Below are 15,563 nucleotides of genomic sequence, written 5' to 3' on the forward strand. Positions count from 1 at the left end.
GGCCGCACCCGCCCGGCGTGCCCGGGTTCAGGATTTCGCGACGTCGATCTTGACTTCCTTCTGCCGCGCCTGTTCGTCGTGTGGCATCGTGACCTCGAGGATGCCGTCCACGTAGCTCGCGCTCACCTTCGCCGCGTCGACGCCCTGTGGCAACGCCACCGTGCGGCTGAACTTGCCGTAGAAGAACTCACTACGGCCGTGGGAGATCTCTTTGGCCTCCCGCTCGGCGGTGATGGTGAGCAGACCGTTGTGCGTGGTCACCGAAATCTGCTTCTCCGGATCGAACCCCGGCAGCTCCGCACGCACGACGTACCTGCCGTCCTCTGTGGACTCCTCGATCCGCACCGGGTTGTGCTCGGCGAACGGCCACGGATTCTCCAGCCAGGCGGCGATACTCGGCAAGGCGAACCGAGGCGACGGTACCAAAGCGACCATGATCCCTTTCTCCTTCGTAGCGGCGCTGTTCCCACCTCCAGACAACCGCACCACCCGCCACCGCGCAGCAGCCCAAAGTCCCCGGCCGCAGGGACCAACGACCATCGCCGCCCATACCGGCACGCACCTACCGTCAGGCAGCACCATCAAACGGGAGCGCACACCGCCCCACCGAGTGGCCGAAACGTCCGTCGGTACCCTCGCCGGAACCGTTTCCCGTCGAACCGGAGAGCGCGTATTTCCGGTTCCCGTCTCGCTCGCCGATGAGACTGTCTAGATGATGTCGAGACGACATCACGAGGGTCTGCTGCACGTTACCGCGCGCGGATCCGACGGACAGGCCGGTCCGATCACCGCAGCGGGCCCGGGTGGAGGTATTCGTCGGCGGGAATCGTGGTGTTCCTTGTCCAGGCTTGGAAGAAGCCGCTCAGGTCCTTGCCGGAAACGCGCTGTGCGAGCGCTTCGAAGTCCGGCCAGGAGGCATTGCCTCCTCGATGCTGTTCCTGCCATTGTGTGAGCGCGGAGTTGAAGGCGTCGTCTCCGATGGTGCGCCGCAGCGCGTGCAGCATCAGCGGGCCCGTGCGGTACACGGCGGCGAGGTACTTGTCCGCACCCGGGTCGTAGAGCCGGGTCTGCCAGAACTTCGGCTTGTCCTTGTTGGCCGCGACGATCTCCCGGTACTTCGCGTCGAGATTCTGCCCCTCCTTCGCCTCGCTCCACAGCCATTGCGCGTAGGTGGCGAAGCATTCGGCGACACAGATGTCGCGCCACTGCTTGCCGGTGACGTTGTCGCCGAACCATTGATGGGCCTGCTCGTGCACGATGAGCGAGACGACGTCGGTGTTGTCGGTACCCGGGTAGATCGGCCTGCTCTGTGTTTCCAGCCCTATCGCGATCTTCTCGTTGAAGTAGATGCCACCGGCCGAGGAAAACGGGTACTTCCCGAACTTCGTAGACAGGAAGTCGATGATCTCCGGGACGCGGTCGCCGTATTTCCTCGCCGCGGTCTCCGCTCCCGGGGCGTAGGCGCTGATAACCGGGGTGCCGTCGGAGAGACTGGCGTTCACCATGGTGAACTTCGCGATGGCCAGTACCGCGGTCCACGTGGCCAGTGGTTTGTCCTCGTCCCACCGAAAGGTGGTCCTGCCGTCCTTGGTGGTGATGGGTCCTTGCCTGCCGTTGCCGACCGCCGCCCAGCCATCGGGCACGGTAGCGGTGAGCCGGAAGGTGGCCTTGTTCGACGGGTGGTCGTTGGCCGGGTACCAGTTGGTGGCCGAGTGTGGCTCCCCGACGATGAGCATGCCGCCGGTTTCCGGTTTGTACCAGGCGTCGCCGTTCTTGCCCGAGTACACCACGCGCACGTCGAACCTGGCACCGCGGGGGATCCGCCTCGCCGGGGTGACGACCAGCTCGTGGTCCCCGGCACGGGAGAAACCCCTGACAGCAATACCGTTGACCGTCACCGCGGAAATGGTGAAGGTCTTCGTGAAGTCCAGGTTGAACCGGTCCAGCCCCTCCGTCGCGGTGGCCGACACCGTGGTGTCGCCGGTGAGCTCGTCCGGTTTCGCCGGGTCGTAACCGACCTTGACGTCATAGTGGGAGACGCGGTATCCCCCATTACCGTCCTGCGGCCAATAGGGGTCGCCGATGCCATCACCGCCGACACCGGCGGAGGCGACCGACGTCCCGAGCATCATGCAGGCGAGCAGCACGCCCCCGGTCAGCGAGCCGCGTTTCACTACTGACAACACGTTTTCTCCTTCGTCGGCAGCGGTCAGGACGCGACAGCGTCGGACTTCCAGTCGGGATGGCCGGGCATCGGCGGCGTCTTCTTCGCGTACAGCCAGTCGGTCAGCAGCGCGGTGACGTCGCGACCGGAAACCTCACGCGCGGTCCTGATGTAGTCGGCCGTCGACGCCACACCGTCCTTGAACCGGGTGACTACCGCACGTTCGATCTTCTCGAACAGCTGCGGACCTACCGTCTGGCGCAGCGCGTAGAGAGCCAGCGCGCCATTAGCGCGCTGAGTCTGGCCGGAGACCGGCTTTGGCGCGGCGGGCGGTCCTTCCACGTCACGCAGGTGCTGATCCATGCCATAGAACATCCGCATGCTCTCGGCGAAGGCATCGGCGGAACCGGGATGAGACAGTTCGGCGTCATACCAGGCTCCGTAGAAATGGGCGTGCCCCTCGGCAATCCAGTTGTCGGCAAGAGTCTTCGGCGAAACCGAGGCACCGAACCACTGGTGGTTCAACTCGTGTACGCGCACGTAATCCGCGGTGCCGCTGGCCAACGTGGCCGCGTCGATGGTACTCATCGTCTGACTCTCAAAGGCACCCACGGACCCCAGCGGGGCGAAGAGTCCATAGGTGCCGAACGGATACGCCCCCAGTTTCGCCGTCAGCCACCGCAGCTGATCATCGGTCCGGCCCAGCGTCTCGCGCAACTGACCGGCCTGCGCGGTCGGGACGACATCGCGAATGGTCACCCCGTCCGGACCGCTGCGGGTCATCCGCGAATAGGGTCCCACCGCGATCTGGCCGTCGTCGACGGGCATCGGGTAGGCCATCCGGTACTTGCGGGCCGTGCGGTCTCCGGCGAGCTGGGTGGTCTCGACCAGGTCCCCGTTGGTCACGCCGGTGAGGCGGGCCGGAGCGATCACGTTGACGGTGTACGTGGCCTTGTCCGCGATGTCGTTCTTGCACGGAAAGACGTGGTGCATGGTCTCGTGTGTCTGGGGAGAGATGGCGAAGCCGTCCTCGATTTCCCGCCACGGCCCGTGCCCATCGGGCCCATTGGTCCTGGTGACCGTGTAGTCCACGGTGACGGTGAACTCCGCTCCCCTGGCCAACTCACGCGGGAAGACGTACAGCTTTTCGTCCCTGGTCTCGAACCTGGTCCGCCTGCCGTCCACGGTGACCTTGCCGACCTTCCCGCCGGCGAAATCCAGGGCGAACCGGGACAACGGCTGAGTGGCCCTGGCCCTCAGCGTGGTGGTGCCGTCCATATCCTTGGTAGCGGACCGGTATTCCAGGGATACCGTGTAGTCCAGAGCGTCGTAGTCCCCGGTACCCGCCACAGGCTGACCTGTGGCTGTTCCCGTACCGAGCACCAGCGCCATACAGACACTGCTCACGCCAATCGCGGTCAAGCGGTATATGGGTTTCACGACCGTGAACCTAGGAGCGCGATGTCCCAGTCCTGTCCCAGTCGTGTCCAAACGACGTCGCAGTCAGTTCACCACGACTACTGGGGCCACTCCGTTCCCGACGTTCGGGAAGCAGCCGGGACGGGCCGGGTGGCCGGCCAGACCGCGGGACAGCGCGCACCGTGTTCGGGTGGCCGCGTGGTGATCAGGTAGTCCTCCACCTTCGCGCGGACGCAGGTGCTGGTGAAGAACTGACCGTGGCCGATGCCCTCGTACTCCAGCAGCGCGGCGTCCTCGAGTTGCTCCGCGACGGCGTAGTTCCACGCGTGCGGGGTCGCGACGTCGTACTTGCCCTTGACGATCACGATCGACGAGGCATCAGGAACGTTCAGCCGGTGCTGCGGGTTGACCACCTTCGCCGGCCAGCCAAGACACATCGTCACGTCGCTCCACAGCGCCGAAAGCTTGGTGTGCGGGGCATGCTTCGCCGCGTTGTCAAGGTAAGCCTTCAGCTCCGGGTACCCGCTGACGTGCCACTTCCAGTCCTCGCACCAGATCGCCTGGTAAGAGTTGCCGGACAGGACGGGCCCGGCCGACGCGGCCGTCCGGTAGGACGGTCCGGCATCGAGGTTCAGGAGCCGGCCGGCCTCGCCGTACCACTGCTTCTCCGGCTCGTACATGGCGTTCATCAGCTCGGCCCGCAGCACCTCTGGGCTGATCGCTTCGCCGTTCTTCGGGTCGGCCAAGGTACCGTCCTCGGCCCTTGCGAGCAGTCTGTCCCAGATGTTCCGGACGTCCTCGCCGTACAGCGGGCAGTTCGTGGTGCGCTCGCACCAGTCGGCGAACACGGTGAACGAGCGCTCCTGGTCTGCCGAAGCCGTCTCGATGTACTTCGCCGCAGACGTCAGGCTGTGGTCCATGTTGGAATCGATGACCATCGCACGGATCCGGTCGCCGAACAGTTCGGCGTACTGCTGGCCGACCTGGGTACCGTAGGACGCCCCGTAGAAGCTCAGCTGCCGCTCGCCGAGCGCGGCCCGGATCGCGTCGAGGTCCCGGACCGCGCTGGCGGTGTCGACGTGGTCGAACAGCGGGCCGGTGTGCGCGCGGCAGTCCGCACCGAGCTTCGCGTTGTAGGCGAACAGCTCCCGGTACTCCTTTTCGTTGTCAGGGAAGTTCTTCGGCGCTTGGCTCAGCAGTCCCGCATCGCACTGGACCTCGCGACTGCGCTTCACCCCGCGCGGGTCCCAGGTGACGATGTCGAACCGCCGGCGCAGCACGCTGTCCGCCGGGATCTCGTCCTTGAGTACGAAGGAGTCGATGCCCGAGCCGCCGGGGCCGCCGGGGGCGGCGAACAGCACCCCGATCCGATGCGCGGGATCGGTCGCCCGCTTCCGCCCGATCGCGAGGTCGAACTTCGGGCCGGACAGCATCGCCCAGTCGGTCGGCACCGCGACCGTGGCGCATTCGCCACCGAGATCACCACACGCGTGCCAGGCGACCTTGGACGGCGCGGGGGTGGCGGTGGCGATGCCGGCCAGGGGCACGAGCAGCACGGTGGAAAGTACCGCCGTCAGGGCACAGGAGCGCACAGCGTCCTCCGGTGGATGAACGTTCTCCAGTCGCGCGCCAACCGTATGCGGTGTGCGTTGTGTCCGCTTCGTTGAGGATGTCAAGACAGGACGCGGAGATTTGACGTCGGCATCAAGGGCCGCGCCCGATACTGGCTCCAAGGCCCAAGCCAGGGAGTTGGTGGATGAGCGAGTCCGACGTGCGGCGGCATCTGCCCGTCCGGCAACTGGTGCGCGACGTCGGCCCGGCGCTGCTGCGGTTGGTCCAGAAAGGTGCCGGCTTCGACGAGCCGCTCACCGAGATCGCTCTCTACGCTCCGGGCGCGCCGACCCAGCTCGGGCCGGGGTGCGTGGTACTGGGCATCGGCGTGACCGCCGAAGCCCAACTGCTCGACCTGGCCGCGGCGATGGACCGCGCCGGAGCGAGGGTGCTGGCGGTGAAGGCCCCGGCACCGCCTTCACCGGACGAGAAGCTGACGGTCATCGAGGTCAACCAGGACGCGTCCTGGATGCACGTCGCGACGACCATCCGCGAGCAGTTGCTCGAATACGCCAGGGCACGCGTCCGCTCCGACGACGGCTCGGACCTGTTCACCCTGGCCAACGCCATCTACACGGCCCTCGGCGCCCCGGTGACCATCGAGGACCGTTTCTCCGCACTGATCGCCTGGTCGGAAGGCCAGGACAGGACCGACGCCGAACGGATCGAGACCATCCTGGGCCGTGCGGTGCACCAGCGGACGCTGGCCGAACAGCGCGAGCGGGGCGAATTCGCGCGCCTGCACGCCAGCGGTGCCCCGGTCTACCTGGAAGCGACCGAGCCCGACCAGCTGCCGCGGGTGGCGATCGCGGTCCGGGCAGGCTCGGATGTCCTCGGCTACATCTGGGCGGTGGTGACCGAGCCACTCGACGAGGCGAGCACCGCCCGGCTGCGCGAGTTCGCGTCGATCGTCGCGCTGCGCCTGGTCGGCCTGCGCACCGAGACCAGCTACGCCCGCCAGCAGCGCGGCGAGCTGGCCGCGGCGGTGCTCGGCGGATCGGCCGACCGCGTCGAGGCGACCCGGTTGCAGCTGGGCTCCGGCCCGGTGTGCGTCCTGGCCGCGGCACCCCGGCTGCCCGAGACCGAAAGCTCCGGCGCCGCGACGGATGCGGTGACCGCGGGCGGACTACGCCGGTTCGCCGAAACGCTGGAGTACTTCCTCGCGGCCGTACACCCTCGCTCCGCCTCGGTGGCCGGTACCGGCGCGGTGTACGCACTCGTCGCCTGGCCTCCGGAGCACACCACCGCGTTGGAGGCGACTGTCAACCTGGCACGGGATTTCCTCGCCAGGACACCACTGGCCGGCGACTACGTGGTCGCCGTCGGCGGGCCGACCGGCTCGCTGGGGCAAATCGCCGAAGTACGGGCGCAGACCGACGCCGCGCTACGGGCGCTCCGACACCCAACCACGCACGGTCCGGCCGTGCGCACCGTGGCGGACATGGCGCTGTCGATGTTGTTGCTGCATCTCGCCGACGTCACCGAGTCGCTCGGCCTGCCGGACAGCACCGGCGCGCTACACCGGCTGTGCCAGTACGACGGTCCGGACGGCCTGCTGCCCGAGACCCTGGCGGCGTACCTCGACTCCGCGGGAGCCACCGACATCGCAGCCACCGCCCTGCACATCCACGCCAACACGATGCGCTATCGGCTGCGCCGGATCCGCGAGATCTCCGGGCTGGATTTCACCAATGCCGACGCCATGCTGCTCGCGCACCTCCAGCTCAGGGTTCGCGCGCTGCGGAGGACCCGGGCCTGACACGACGTCGGCACGGCTATGAGGTGGACCGTCGGCCGCCTGGCCCGCGAGAGGAGGAAAACAAGGACTTCCGGCTACCGCTGGACTACCAGGCCACCGGATCGATGGGCACGAGTGGAGCCACCACCCTTGGCTGCGCATAGCATTCCCCGGAGATCCGCAGATACTTCTGGAAGTACGGCCGCCGCAGCACGGTGTCACGGTATTCGACGAGGTCGGACCACCCCTCGGACAACATGAAGATCCGTGGGTCGGCGGCCGAGTGACCGGCGTGGAGGTGGACACAGGTCTCTTCGGCACGAGCCCGCGGAAGCACGTCCCGCAATGCCGCCAGGAACGTCTCCCGCCGTTGCGGGTCGATGGTCAGGGTGACGTTCATGAACAGTGGCACGCCCCGCTCGGTGACCGCCCGCAACGCGGCCTCCTGCTCTTGCGGAGTGGGTACCTGGGATCCTTTACTCATCGTTTCCCTTTTTCTTGTTCTTCAGCCCCGGTGACGCCGCCGAACCTCGGGCTAACACGGAAATTGCCGCTCAGCAGTTCTTGACGGACCGGCATACCTGGAACGAAACCGCTTCCATGTGCTTGTTCTGCCCGGTGGTACCGATCGCGTTGGTCTTACCGTCGGCGCCGCAGTACCAGTTCTTGTTCCAGCCCACGTTCTGCACATAGGAATTCCCGCAGAGTACACCGGTCTGGACGCGGTAGCTCACCGCTTCCAGGCGCTTGTTCTTCCCGGCGGTACCCACGGTGAGGTGCCCACCGGCAGCTGCACAGGCCCACGGCTGCCATCCGCTGTCCTGCACGTAACCGGCGGCGCAGAAGCCGCTTCCACCGACCGACATCGTCAACGCCTCCATCCGGAGCCCCTGCCCGGCCCCGCCGACGGTCGCCGCCCTTCCGGCCGGAGCGCACTGCTCGCCCTGCCACCCGCGCTTCTGCATATACGCCTTGAGACACACCTTGTCCGCCGCCGCGACCCGCGGCCCCGTCGACCCCGGTTCAGCGCCGAAGGCCGGGGAACTCGTGAACGGGACAAGCGCGGCGACTACCGCGCCGATCGCGAGCGACCACCTGAACCCTGCGTTTGTTCGCACCATGGCAATTCCGCCTTCGTCAATTTTATCGGATAGTCCCCGGTCCGCCCGTCACCCATCGAAACAGGGATCAGTCGGCCAGCATTTTCAGCAGCTGCGGCCGCGACGGCCCGGCCGGGATCGGCATCTCCCGGCCTTTCGTCGCGACCGCGACGCGATCGGCCATTCCCGGCCGGGAAAGCAGTTCCTCGAACGAGGTCAGCAGCGCCACGTTTTCCAGGAACGTACGGAAGAGGTCAGCGTCATGATGGCTGGCGACCAGCAGATCGTAGGACAGTTTGGTACCGATTTCCGGGGCTTTCCGGGGACGCCCGTTGATGGTCGCGTCGATCTGGTTCGCGCGGGCCTTGTTGATCCGAACCGTTTCGCGATACCACCGGACCACCCGATCCTGCACCATCCGGTCATGCTCGAGGGCCAGCTCGAGCGGATCGTCACCACGGTCCCGAACGACCTCCGCGGTACCAGCGGCCTGGATGAGTCCCATGCTCATCCCGCGCCCATAAACGGGATTCGTGGTCGCCAGCGAGTCACCGACAGCAAGCACCCCGATCGCGACCGGAGCGCCGTCCACCACGAACCGGCGGAACCGGTCGGCGTTCCCACTGATGATGCGCATTCCATCCTCGACCTCACCATCCAGCAAATGCGCATGCCCCGGACAGGCCCGAACCACCTCCATCCACTTGCCGACATGACGCAGCTCCTTCAACTCCTGATCCGCCGAGGAGAAACAGAGACTCATCGACCAGTGACCGCGTTCTCCGGGCACGGTGAGTATCGAGTAGCTGTCGAAATGCTGGAGCAGCCCGCCGTCGGGAAGCATCGGGGTCTCCCCGTCATACGAGCGGAAGAACCGCGTGTAGTACGTGAAATTGGTCGGTTCGACCTCCTCGTGAGGCGGCCGCGCACCCAGATCCCCGAGCCAGGCCGGCAGCTTCGTCCGCCGGCCCGAGGCATCGATGACGAGATCCGCGCCGATGACCTCACCGGCCGACGTGCGTACACCGACGACCCGCGGCACATCGCCCACCGTGGACGGCTCAGCCAGCAGCCCGGTCACCCCGACACCTCGGCGCACGTCGACCGCCCGGCGTGCGCAGCTCGCCACCGCGTATTCCAGGACCGGACGGCGAACCGCCAGCGTATCGAACCTTCCGTCGTCCGGACGCGACGCGCGATCCTCGATATGGGAAGGCAACAGCGAAAGAAAACTGAACTCGCTCGCACCGGCCCCCCGCGCGGCCTCCAGCACCTCAGGAATCCGGGCCCGCAGAATCCGGTAACCCCTCGGCCACAGCATGTGCGTCTGCCGGAACTGGCTGACCCCGCGCCGGGCCCAGTTCGACCAGGCCTCCTCCGGCGAGTCCGGCATCGCCTCGCCATCTCGTTCCAGGACGATGACCTCCATACCGTCCTTGGCGAGCATCATCGCCGTCGACAACCCGACGATCCCCCCACCGACAACAACGACTCTCCGCATCGAATATGCCTCTCACACCGCTGATCAAACGATCGGGGATCCAGTTCTCGCATCCTGGCCCAGGAGGAAATCCCAACGTGCCAGTAACGAAGAAGAGACAAGATTCATGATACGAACGTGCCCTGTCCGACGTGGACGGTACCGGGGCTTCGGACTCCGGCCGGCAGCAACCGGCAGGGGAATGTTCGCGTACTCGCGGGGTCCTCCCCGGGGACGACCCGGGTCCTCCCGGCGCATGATCAGGCCGGGCCAGTGATCGGATGCCGGTGCCGTCGCCGGTCGGCACTCTGGGTGCACGAAGAACGACCGGAGCTGCCGTTGGGCGGCCGGTTTTCCTTTTACGGCACCGGAATTCCACTACCGACCCGCGGGGACAGGTGGGGGTCCGCGGGTGAGGAGAGCGGATGATGGGGCAGGTCGATGCGCTGGAAACGGCGAAGCGCGGCCAACGCACCGTATTGGCGGGCGCGGTCGCGGGAGGCAGGGCGCCGCGTTGTCTCCCGTACTTACTGGCCTGTTGTGCGTTCGTGGTCTATGCGGTGTGGTCGCTTTGGTTGCACAGGGCGTTCCAGAGTGGCGGGCAGGATCTCGGCCTTTTCGAGCAGGCGGTCCACGCCTACGCGGACGGGCACTGGCCGACAGCGGATCTCAAGAGCCCCGGCGTCATTCTGCTCGGCGACCACTTTTCGCCGATTCTCGCGGTGCTCGCGCCGTTCTACTGGCTCTGGCCGTCCCCGGCTCTGTTGCTGGTGGCGCAGGCCGCGCTGCTGGCCCTCTCGGTCATTCCCGTGACCCGGTGCGCGATCCGCGCGCTCGGCCCGTGGCGGGGCGCCGGGATCGGTGTCGGCTACGTTCTCTCCACCGGCCTGCTGGAGGCGGTGATCCACGACTTTCACGAGATCTGTTTCGCCGTCCCGATGCTGGCCTTCGCCGGCGAGCGGCTGCTCCGGCGGCAGTGGGGATGGGCGGTCGCGTACGCGGCGCCGCTCGTGCTGGTCAAGGAAGATCTGCCGATGACGCTGGCAGCGCTCGGCCTGTACCTCGTCGTTCAGGGCCAGCGCAGGCTGGGCTGGGCAACGGCCGCGTTCGGCGTTCTCAGCACGGTCGTGGTCGTCGGAGTGGTGCTGCCCGCGATCAACAGCAGCGGCGGCTACGCCTACGGAGACAAATGGGGCGGGTTCGCGCCCTTCGCCGGATTCCCCGTCAAGGTGGCGACCCTCGCCGTGCTGCTCGCGCCCACCGCGTTCGCCGCGCTCCGGTCACCGATGGCGATCCTGCTCGTCCCCACCCTCGCCTGGCGGCTGTTGTCGGGGTTCCATTTCTACTGGAGCCCGGCGCTCTACTACGACGCGGTGCTGATCCCGATCGCGTTCCTGGCGGCTGTCGACGGCATCGGGCGCGCACGGGGCACCTGGCTCGGCCGGGCCGCCCCGATCTGCGCGGTGGTCGCGGCGGTCTGCTCGACGACGGTGGTGCTGCTGCACGCGAATCAGCCGCGCTGGACGAACGAGCAGCAAGCCGCCGCCAGGGAAGTCCTGGCCGGGGTTCCGGACGGTGCCACTGTCGCGGCAGCCGGACGGCTGGCCCCGCATTTGACGAGCCGATGCCGGGTGCTGCTCTACCCCACCTATCCCTCGGGTGCCGAGCAGCCCGAATGGGTCGTGGTGACCCGGCCGGAAGGCACGTGGCCGCTTTCGGTCCCCGAACAGGAAAAACGTCTGGCGGAGCTGACCCGGCGAAGCTACGACGTGGTAGCGGGGAACGCCACGGCTACCCTGCTTCACCGGCGTCCCGGCTCATGAGCCTGTGCCGCGCTCGGCGCCGTTCAGTCGTGGAACCCGCCAGGGTTCGATGGCGTGACGAGGCCGTGTTCGTAGGCGAACACCACGGCCTGCAGCCGGTCACGCAGCTCCAGTTTGTCGAGCACCCGGCCGAGGTGGGTCTTCACCGTGGTCACGCCGATGAACAGCCGCTCGGCGATCTCGGAATTGTTGAGCCCTCGCGCGACGAGCACGAGGACGTCCCGCTCGCGGTCGGTGAGCCGGACCAGCCGCCGATCGTCCGACGGCGCGGGGTGCGCGGCGAGGTAACGCCGCATCATCCGATCGACCACGGACGGCGCGAGCACGCGGTCGCCACGCAGCACGGCCCGCATCGCCAGGAGCATCTCCTCCCCGCTCGCGTCCTTGAGCAGAAAACCGCCCGCGCCCGCCCTGGTCGCGGCGAGGACGTATTCGTCGAGGTCGAAAGTGGTCAGCATGAGCACCTTGACCGCCGGGTCCCGCGCGCAGATCCGTTCGGTGGCCGCCACTCCGTCGAGCACCGGCATGCGGACGTCCATCAGCACCAGGTCCGGCCGCGCCGTGACGGCCAGGTCCACCGCCTGGCTCCCGTTCTCAGCCTCCCCTGCCAGCACCAGGTCGTCCGCGCTCTCGATGATCATGCGCAGCCCGCCCCGCATGAGCGCCTGGTCGTCGCAGACGAGCACGCGGTGGGGCCCGGGCTGTGTCATGGTTCCTCCGGGGATGTCGTGAGCGGAAGCAGTGCGGTGACCAGGAACCCGCCGTCCGGCCGCGGTTCGGCGGTCACCTCGCCGCCGAACATCGAGGCACGTTCCCGCATCCCGCGGATGCCATAGCCCGCACCACTCCGCTCGGCGGCGTGGGGACGGGGGCCGTGGCCGCCATCGTTGCCGACCTCGACCACGACCGTCCTGTGTGGATCGTCCGATGTCCCGTAGCGAACCGTCACCGTACACCGGGCACCGGGCGGGGCGTGTTTGACCACATTGGTCAGTGCCTCCTGGACGATCCGGTGCGCGGTGAGCACCGCACCGGGCGGGATCCCCTCGCGGTCGCCCTCGACCACAAGACGAGCCTCCAGCCCGGCGGAACGCACCTTGCCGACAAGCTCGCCGAGCGCGCCGGCACCCGGCTGAGGTTCCGTACCGGTCCCGGATTCGCGCAGCAGACCGAGAATCCGCCGCAACTCGGCCACAGCCTCACGCCCGGTCACGCCGATCGTCCGCAGCGCCTCGTCCACAGCGCCGGGATCCCGCATACCCAGCAACCGCGCGCCTTCGGACTGCAGCACCATCGTGCTCACCGCATGCGCGACGACATCGTGCATCTCCCGGGCGATCCGCGCGCGTTCCTCGACGACCGCGGCCCTCGCCAGCGCGTCACGACGTTCCTCGGCCTCGATCGCACGCTCCCGCGCGTCAGCCAGCTGCAACTGACGGCTGCGCGTCACCTCACCGGCGGCCACCGCGGCCACCATGACGGCGGTCTCCGCCACGAACAGGATCGCCGCGATCTGGCCGCCCCCGACGAGGAACGCCCCGATCAGGAACAGCATCTCCGACGCGAGCAACAGCCACCACTTGCTGCGCCGGCCACCGTGGACGACCACCGAGTACATGAGGACCACCAGCGCCAGGTCCGCGGCGAGCAGCACACCCGCGTACGGCAGCGGCAGCAACGCCTGCGCGGCGAAGACGGCGAGCACGAACAGCATCGCCTGCGCGGGGAACCGGCGCCGCGCGAAGACCGGCGCGAGCAAGGCCACGATGATCGCCAGCACCGCACCCCACCACCGGCCCGACAACAAAAGGCTCACCAACGAGGCCGCACCGAGCACCACGACGATCAGCAGGTCGGTCACCCATGACCGGACACCCGCCCCGGCGAACAACTTGCGCACCCTGACCACCTAACCACGCATCCCGCTTCGTCGCGACCGTCCGAAGTGGATTCTCCAGCTCACGGCCTCCACGGTTGCCCCATCGGATAAACCCTCCTGCCCCCTTCTCCGCAGGACAACGGTCCCGACCTGCTTCGCTGGTTAGGGTGCCGGTGCATCATTTCAGTATCGCAGGAGGTCAGATGCTCGACATTCAGGAAATTTCCGACCGGCTGGAGATCCAGGAGCTGCTGGTGACCTACGCGACCGCGATCGACAGCAAGGATTTCGGCGCCCTGGACGGGATATTCACACACGACGCCCATATCGACTACACCACATTCGGTGGTATCGCGGGCACCCGCGCCGAACTGAAGGAATTCCTCACCTCGAGCATGGCACAGTTCGCCGTGTGCCAGCACCTGATCGCCAACCCCGCCATCCATCTCGACGGCGACCACGCGACAGGTCGGGTGATGTGCCTGAACACACTCGGCTTCCCCGTCGAGGACGGCGACCCGCACCTCGCGCTGCTGGGCATGTGGTACCTCGACGAATACACCCGCACACCGCGGGGCTGGCGGATCTCCCGGCGCAGCCAGCAACGCAGCTGGACACAAGGACTCGACGACGTCCCCCACCACACACACTGACCCGCGTTCCCGAGCGGCCAGGTACGGACCGTCGGGCTTGAGGAGCGAGCGATGCCGCAAATCCTGACGGAGTCGTACTGGCCCGCCGACACCAGCGCACCGGTACTGGAGCTCACCACCGGGGATCTGTTGCGTGCGGCCGCGCGGGATGCCGGGTCGCGGACCGCGCTGATCGAGGCCGCACCGCCGGACACCGTGTCACCGTCCGGCGCCGGACGCACCGACCGCCAGTGGACCTACCGGCAACTGCTGGCCGAGGCCGAGCAATGCGCGCGCTGGTTGCTGACCCGGTTTGCCCCGGGCGAGCGGGTCACCGTCTGGGCTCCCAACATCCCCGAGTGGGTCATTCTCCAGTACGGCGCGGCCTTGGCCGGCCTGGTGGTGGTGACCGCCAACCCAGCGCTGCGAGCCGCGGAACTGCGTTATGTACTCGAGCAATCCCGCTCGGCCGGGCTCTTCCACACCGCGGCGTTCCGCGGCAGCGACATGACCGCGATCGCCCGAGACGCCGCGCACGGACTCCCGGAACTCAGAACAACCGTCTGTTTCGCGGACTGGCAGACGACCGTCCGTGCTCATCAGGGCAGCGGGCCGCTGCCGGAAGTACGCCCCGATGACGCGGCCCAGATCCAGTACACCTCCGGCACCACCGGGTTCCCCAAGGGCGCGTTGCTGCACCACCGCGGGCTGGTGACCAACGCGAAGTTCATGATCGACCGGGCCCGGCTGCCCGAGCGAGGCACCATGGCCTCCGCCGCGCCGCTGTTCCACACCGCGGGCTGTGCCATGGGCGTGCTCGGCAGCGCCCACCAACGAGCTTCCTACGTCCTGTGCCGGCTGTTCGACCCCGCGCTCGTGCTCACCGCGACCCAGGATCACCGGGCGGACATGCTCGGCGGCGTCCCGACGATGCTCATAGCGCTGCTGAACCACCCCGGCTTCGGGCAGTACGACCTGTCACACCTGACGGGGGTGCTCTCCGGCGGCAGCCCCATCCCGCCCGAGCTGGTCCGTCACGTCGAGGACGGCTTCGGCGCCCGGTTCACCTCCGTCTACGGCCAGACCGAACTCTCCCCGGTGCTCACCCAAACCAGTCCCGACGATGCACCCGAGGACAAGGCCACCACCGCCGGCCGTCCACTGCCGCAGGTCGAGGTCACCGTCCGCGATCCGAAGACCGGGGACATCGTGCCCGTCGGGCAACCCGGGGAGATCTGTGCCCGCGGCTACCAAGCCATGCTCGGCTATTTCGAACTGCCCGAACGCACCGCCGAGACCATCGACCAGGCGGGCTGGGTGCACACCGGCGACCTGGGCAGCCTCGACGAACGTGGCTACCTCAAGGTCACCGGACGGCTCAAGGACATGATCATCCGGGGCGGGGAAAACATCTACGCCACCGACATCGAGCAGGTGCTGTTCACCCACCCCGGGGTGCGCGACGTCGCCGTCCTCGGCCTGCCGGACCCCATGTGGGGCGAAATCGTCGCCGCGGTGCTCGTGTCCACCGAACCCGGCCATGCACCCACGGCGACGGAGCTACACGACTTCTGCCGCGCGCGGCTGGCACCCCACAAAACACCCGCTCGCTGGTTCCACACCACCGAACTACCCCTCACCGGTTCCGGAAAAGTCCAGAAACACCGGCTCCGCGGACAAATCGACCACGGCGAACTCCAAGAACTCTGACGCCAGG

The 15,563-nt window shown here is 67.6% G+C and carries 13 protein-coding genes; 4 read left to right on the top strand and 9 right to left on the bottom strand.

What is annotated here, in order from left to right:
- Nucleotides 1–27 precede the first annotated feature (27 nt).
- The 4 genes from ACFW0G_RS19750 to ACFW0G_RS19765 form a co-directional block, all read right to left on the bottom strand.
- Nucleotides 28–435, bottom strand: a complete 408-nt coding sequence (locus ACFW0G_RS19750; protein WP_378326780.1) for an Hsp20/alpha crystallin family protein — start codon at nt 433–435, stop codon at nt 28–30.
- 350 nt (nt 436–785) lie between these two features.
- Nucleotides 786–2,186 carry a M1 family metallopeptidase gene (locus tag ACFW0G_RS19755; protein ID WP_378326781.1) on the bottom strand — a complete coding sequence of 467 codons (1,401 nt, stop codon included), beginning with the start codon at nt 2,184–2,186 and terminating at the stop codon, nt 786–788.
- A gap of 23 nt (nt 2,187–2,209) precedes the next feature.
- Nucleotides 2,210–3,514 (bottom strand): M1 family metallopeptidase, encoded by a 1,305-nt coding sequence (locus ACFW0G_RS19760; RefSeq protein ID WP_378326782.1) that lies wholly within the window; start codon nt 3,512–3,514, stop codon nt 2,210–2,212.
- A 167-nt stretch (nt 3,515–3,681) separates the two neighbouring features.
- On the bottom strand, nt 3,682–5,139 hold the full coding sequence (locus ACFW0G_RS19765; RefSeq protein WP_378326783.1) for an alpha/beta hydrolase: 1,458 nt from the start codon (nt 5,137–5,139) through the stop codon (nt 3,682–3,684).
- A gap of 200 nt (nt 5,140–5,339) precedes the next feature.
- On the opposite strand from ACFW0G_RS19765, the gene ACFW0G_RS19770 reads away from it, so the two are divergent.
- Complete coding sequence (locus tag ACFW0G_RS19770) at nt 5,340–6,953, top strand: PucR family transcriptional regulator (RefSeq protein WP_378326784.1); 1,614 nt, start codon at nt 5,340–5,342, stop codon at nt 6,951–6,953.
- Between the two features lie 85 nt (nt 6,954–7,038).
- Here ACFW0G_RS19770 and ACFW0G_RS19775 read toward each other — a convergent pair whose 3' ends face one another.
- From ACFW0G_RS19775 to ACFW0G_RS19785, 3 genes are all read right to left on the bottom strand, one after another.
- The gene (locus ACFW0G_RS19775; protein WP_378326785.1) at nt 7,039–7,416 is read right to left on the bottom strand and encodes a putative quinol monooxygenase; all 378 of its coding nucleotides are present in this window, start codon (nt 7,414–7,416) and stop codon (nt 7,039–7,041) included.
- Between the two features lie 70 nt (nt 7,417–7,486).
- Nucleotides 7,487–8,053, bottom strand: coding sequence for a hypothetical protein (locus tag ACFW0G_RS19780; RefSeq protein WP_378326786.1), 567 nt, complete (start codon nt 8,051–8,053; stop codon nt 7,487–7,489).
- A 67-nt stretch (nt 8,054–8,120) separates the two neighbouring features.
- Complete coding sequence (locus ACFW0G_RS19785; RefSeq protein WP_378326787.1) at nt 8,121–9,533, bottom strand: NAD(P)/FAD-dependent oxidoreductase; 1,413 nt, start codon at nt 9,531–9,533, stop codon at nt 8,121–8,123.
- 404 nt (nt 9,534–9,937) lie between these two features.
- Between ACFW0G_RS19785 and ACFW0G_RS19790 the strand changes: the two genes are divergently transcribed.
- Nucleotides 9,938–11,335, top strand: coding sequence for a DUF2079 domain-containing protein (locus ACFW0G_RS19790; RefSeq protein WP_378326788.1), 1,398 nt, complete (start codon nt 9,938–9,940; stop codon nt 11,333–11,335).
- Nucleotides 11,336–11,358: 23 nt separating this feature from the next.
- On the opposite strand, the gene ACFW0G_RS19795 is transcribed toward ACFW0G_RS19790, so the two are convergent.
- Both ACFW0G_RS19795 and ACFW0G_RS19800 read right to left on the bottom strand, forming a co-directional pair.
- Complete coding sequence (locus ACFW0G_RS19795; protein ID WP_378326789.1) at nt 11,359–12,045, bottom strand: response regulator; 687 nt, start codon at nt 12,043–12,045, stop codon at nt 11,359–11,361.
- Nucleotides 12,042–13,235 carry a sensor histidine kinase gene (locus tag ACFW0G_RS19800; RefSeq protein WP_378326790.1) on the bottom strand — a complete coding sequence of 398 codons (1,194 nt, stop codon included), beginning with the start codon at nt 13,233–13,235 and terminating at the stop codon, nt 12,042–12,044. The genes ACFW0G_RS19795 and ACFW0G_RS19800 overlap by 4 nt, the downstream gene beginning before the upstream one ends.
- 182 nt (nt 13,236–13,417) lie before the next feature.
- Between ACFW0G_RS19800 and ACFW0G_RS19805 the strand changes: the two genes are divergently transcribed.
- Both ACFW0G_RS19805 and ACFW0G_RS19810 read left to right on the top strand, forming a co-directional pair.
- Complete coding sequence (locus ACFW0G_RS19805; RefSeq protein ID WP_378326791.1) at nt 13,418–13,867, top strand: nuclear transport factor 2 family protein; 450 nt, start codon at nt 13,418–13,420, stop codon at nt 13,865–13,867.
- 51 nt (nt 13,868–13,918) lie between these two features.
- Nucleotides 13,919–15,556, top strand: a complete 1,638-nt coding sequence (locus ACFW0G_RS19810) for an AMP-binding protein (protein ID WP_378326792.1) — start codon at nt 13,919–13,921, stop codon at nt 15,554–15,556.
- Nucleotides 15,557–15,563 lie beyond the last annotated feature (7 nt).

Source organism: Amycolatopsis sp. NPDC058986 (assembly GCF_042741125.1).
Lineage (GTDB): Bacteria > Actinomycetota > Actinomycetes > Mycobacteriales > Pseudonocardiaceae > Amycolatopsis.

What these genes read in the sequence shown, in the direction of transcription:
- ACFW0G_RS19750 (WP_378326780.1), bottom strand. Translation starts at nt 435, where the DNA reads ATGGTCGCTTTGGTACCGTCGCCTCGGTTCGCCTTGCCGAGTATCGCC.
- ACFW0G_RS19770 (WP_378326784.1), top strand. Translation starts at nt 5,340, where the DNA reads ATGAGCGAGTCCGACGTGCGGCGGCATCTGCCCGTCCGGCAACTGGTG.
- ACFW0G_RS19775 (WP_378326785.1), bottom strand. Translation starts at nt 7,416, where the DNA reads ATGAGTAAAGGATCCCAGGTACCCACTCCGCAAGAGCAGGAGGCCGCG.
- ACFW0G_RS19780 (WP_378326786.1), bottom strand. Translation starts at nt 8,053, where the DNA reads ATGGTGCGAACAAACGCAGGGTTCAGGTGGTCGCTCGCGATCGGCGCG.
- ACFW0G_RS19785 (WP_378326787.1), bottom strand. Translation starts at nt 9,533, where the DNA reads ATGCGGAGAGTCGTTGTTGTCGGTGGGGGGATCGTCGGGTTGTCGACG.
- ACFW0G_RS19790 (WP_378326788.1), top strand. Translation starts at nt 9,938, where the DNA reads ATGATGGGGCAGGTCGATGCGCTGGAAACGGCGAAGCGCGGCCAACGC.
- ACFW0G_RS19795 (WP_378326789.1), bottom strand. Translation starts at nt 12,045, where the DNA reads ATGACACAGCCCGGGCCCCACCGCGTGCTCGTCTGCGACGACCAGGCG.
- ACFW0G_RS19805 (WP_378326791.1), top strand. Translation starts at nt 13,418, where the DNA reads ATGCTCGACATTCAGGAAATTTCCGACCGGCTGGAGATCCAGGAGCTG.
- ACFW0G_RS19810 (WP_378326792.1), top strand. Translation starts at nt 13,919, where the DNA reads ATGCCGCAAATCCTGACGGAGTCGTACTGGCCCGCCGACACCAGCGCA.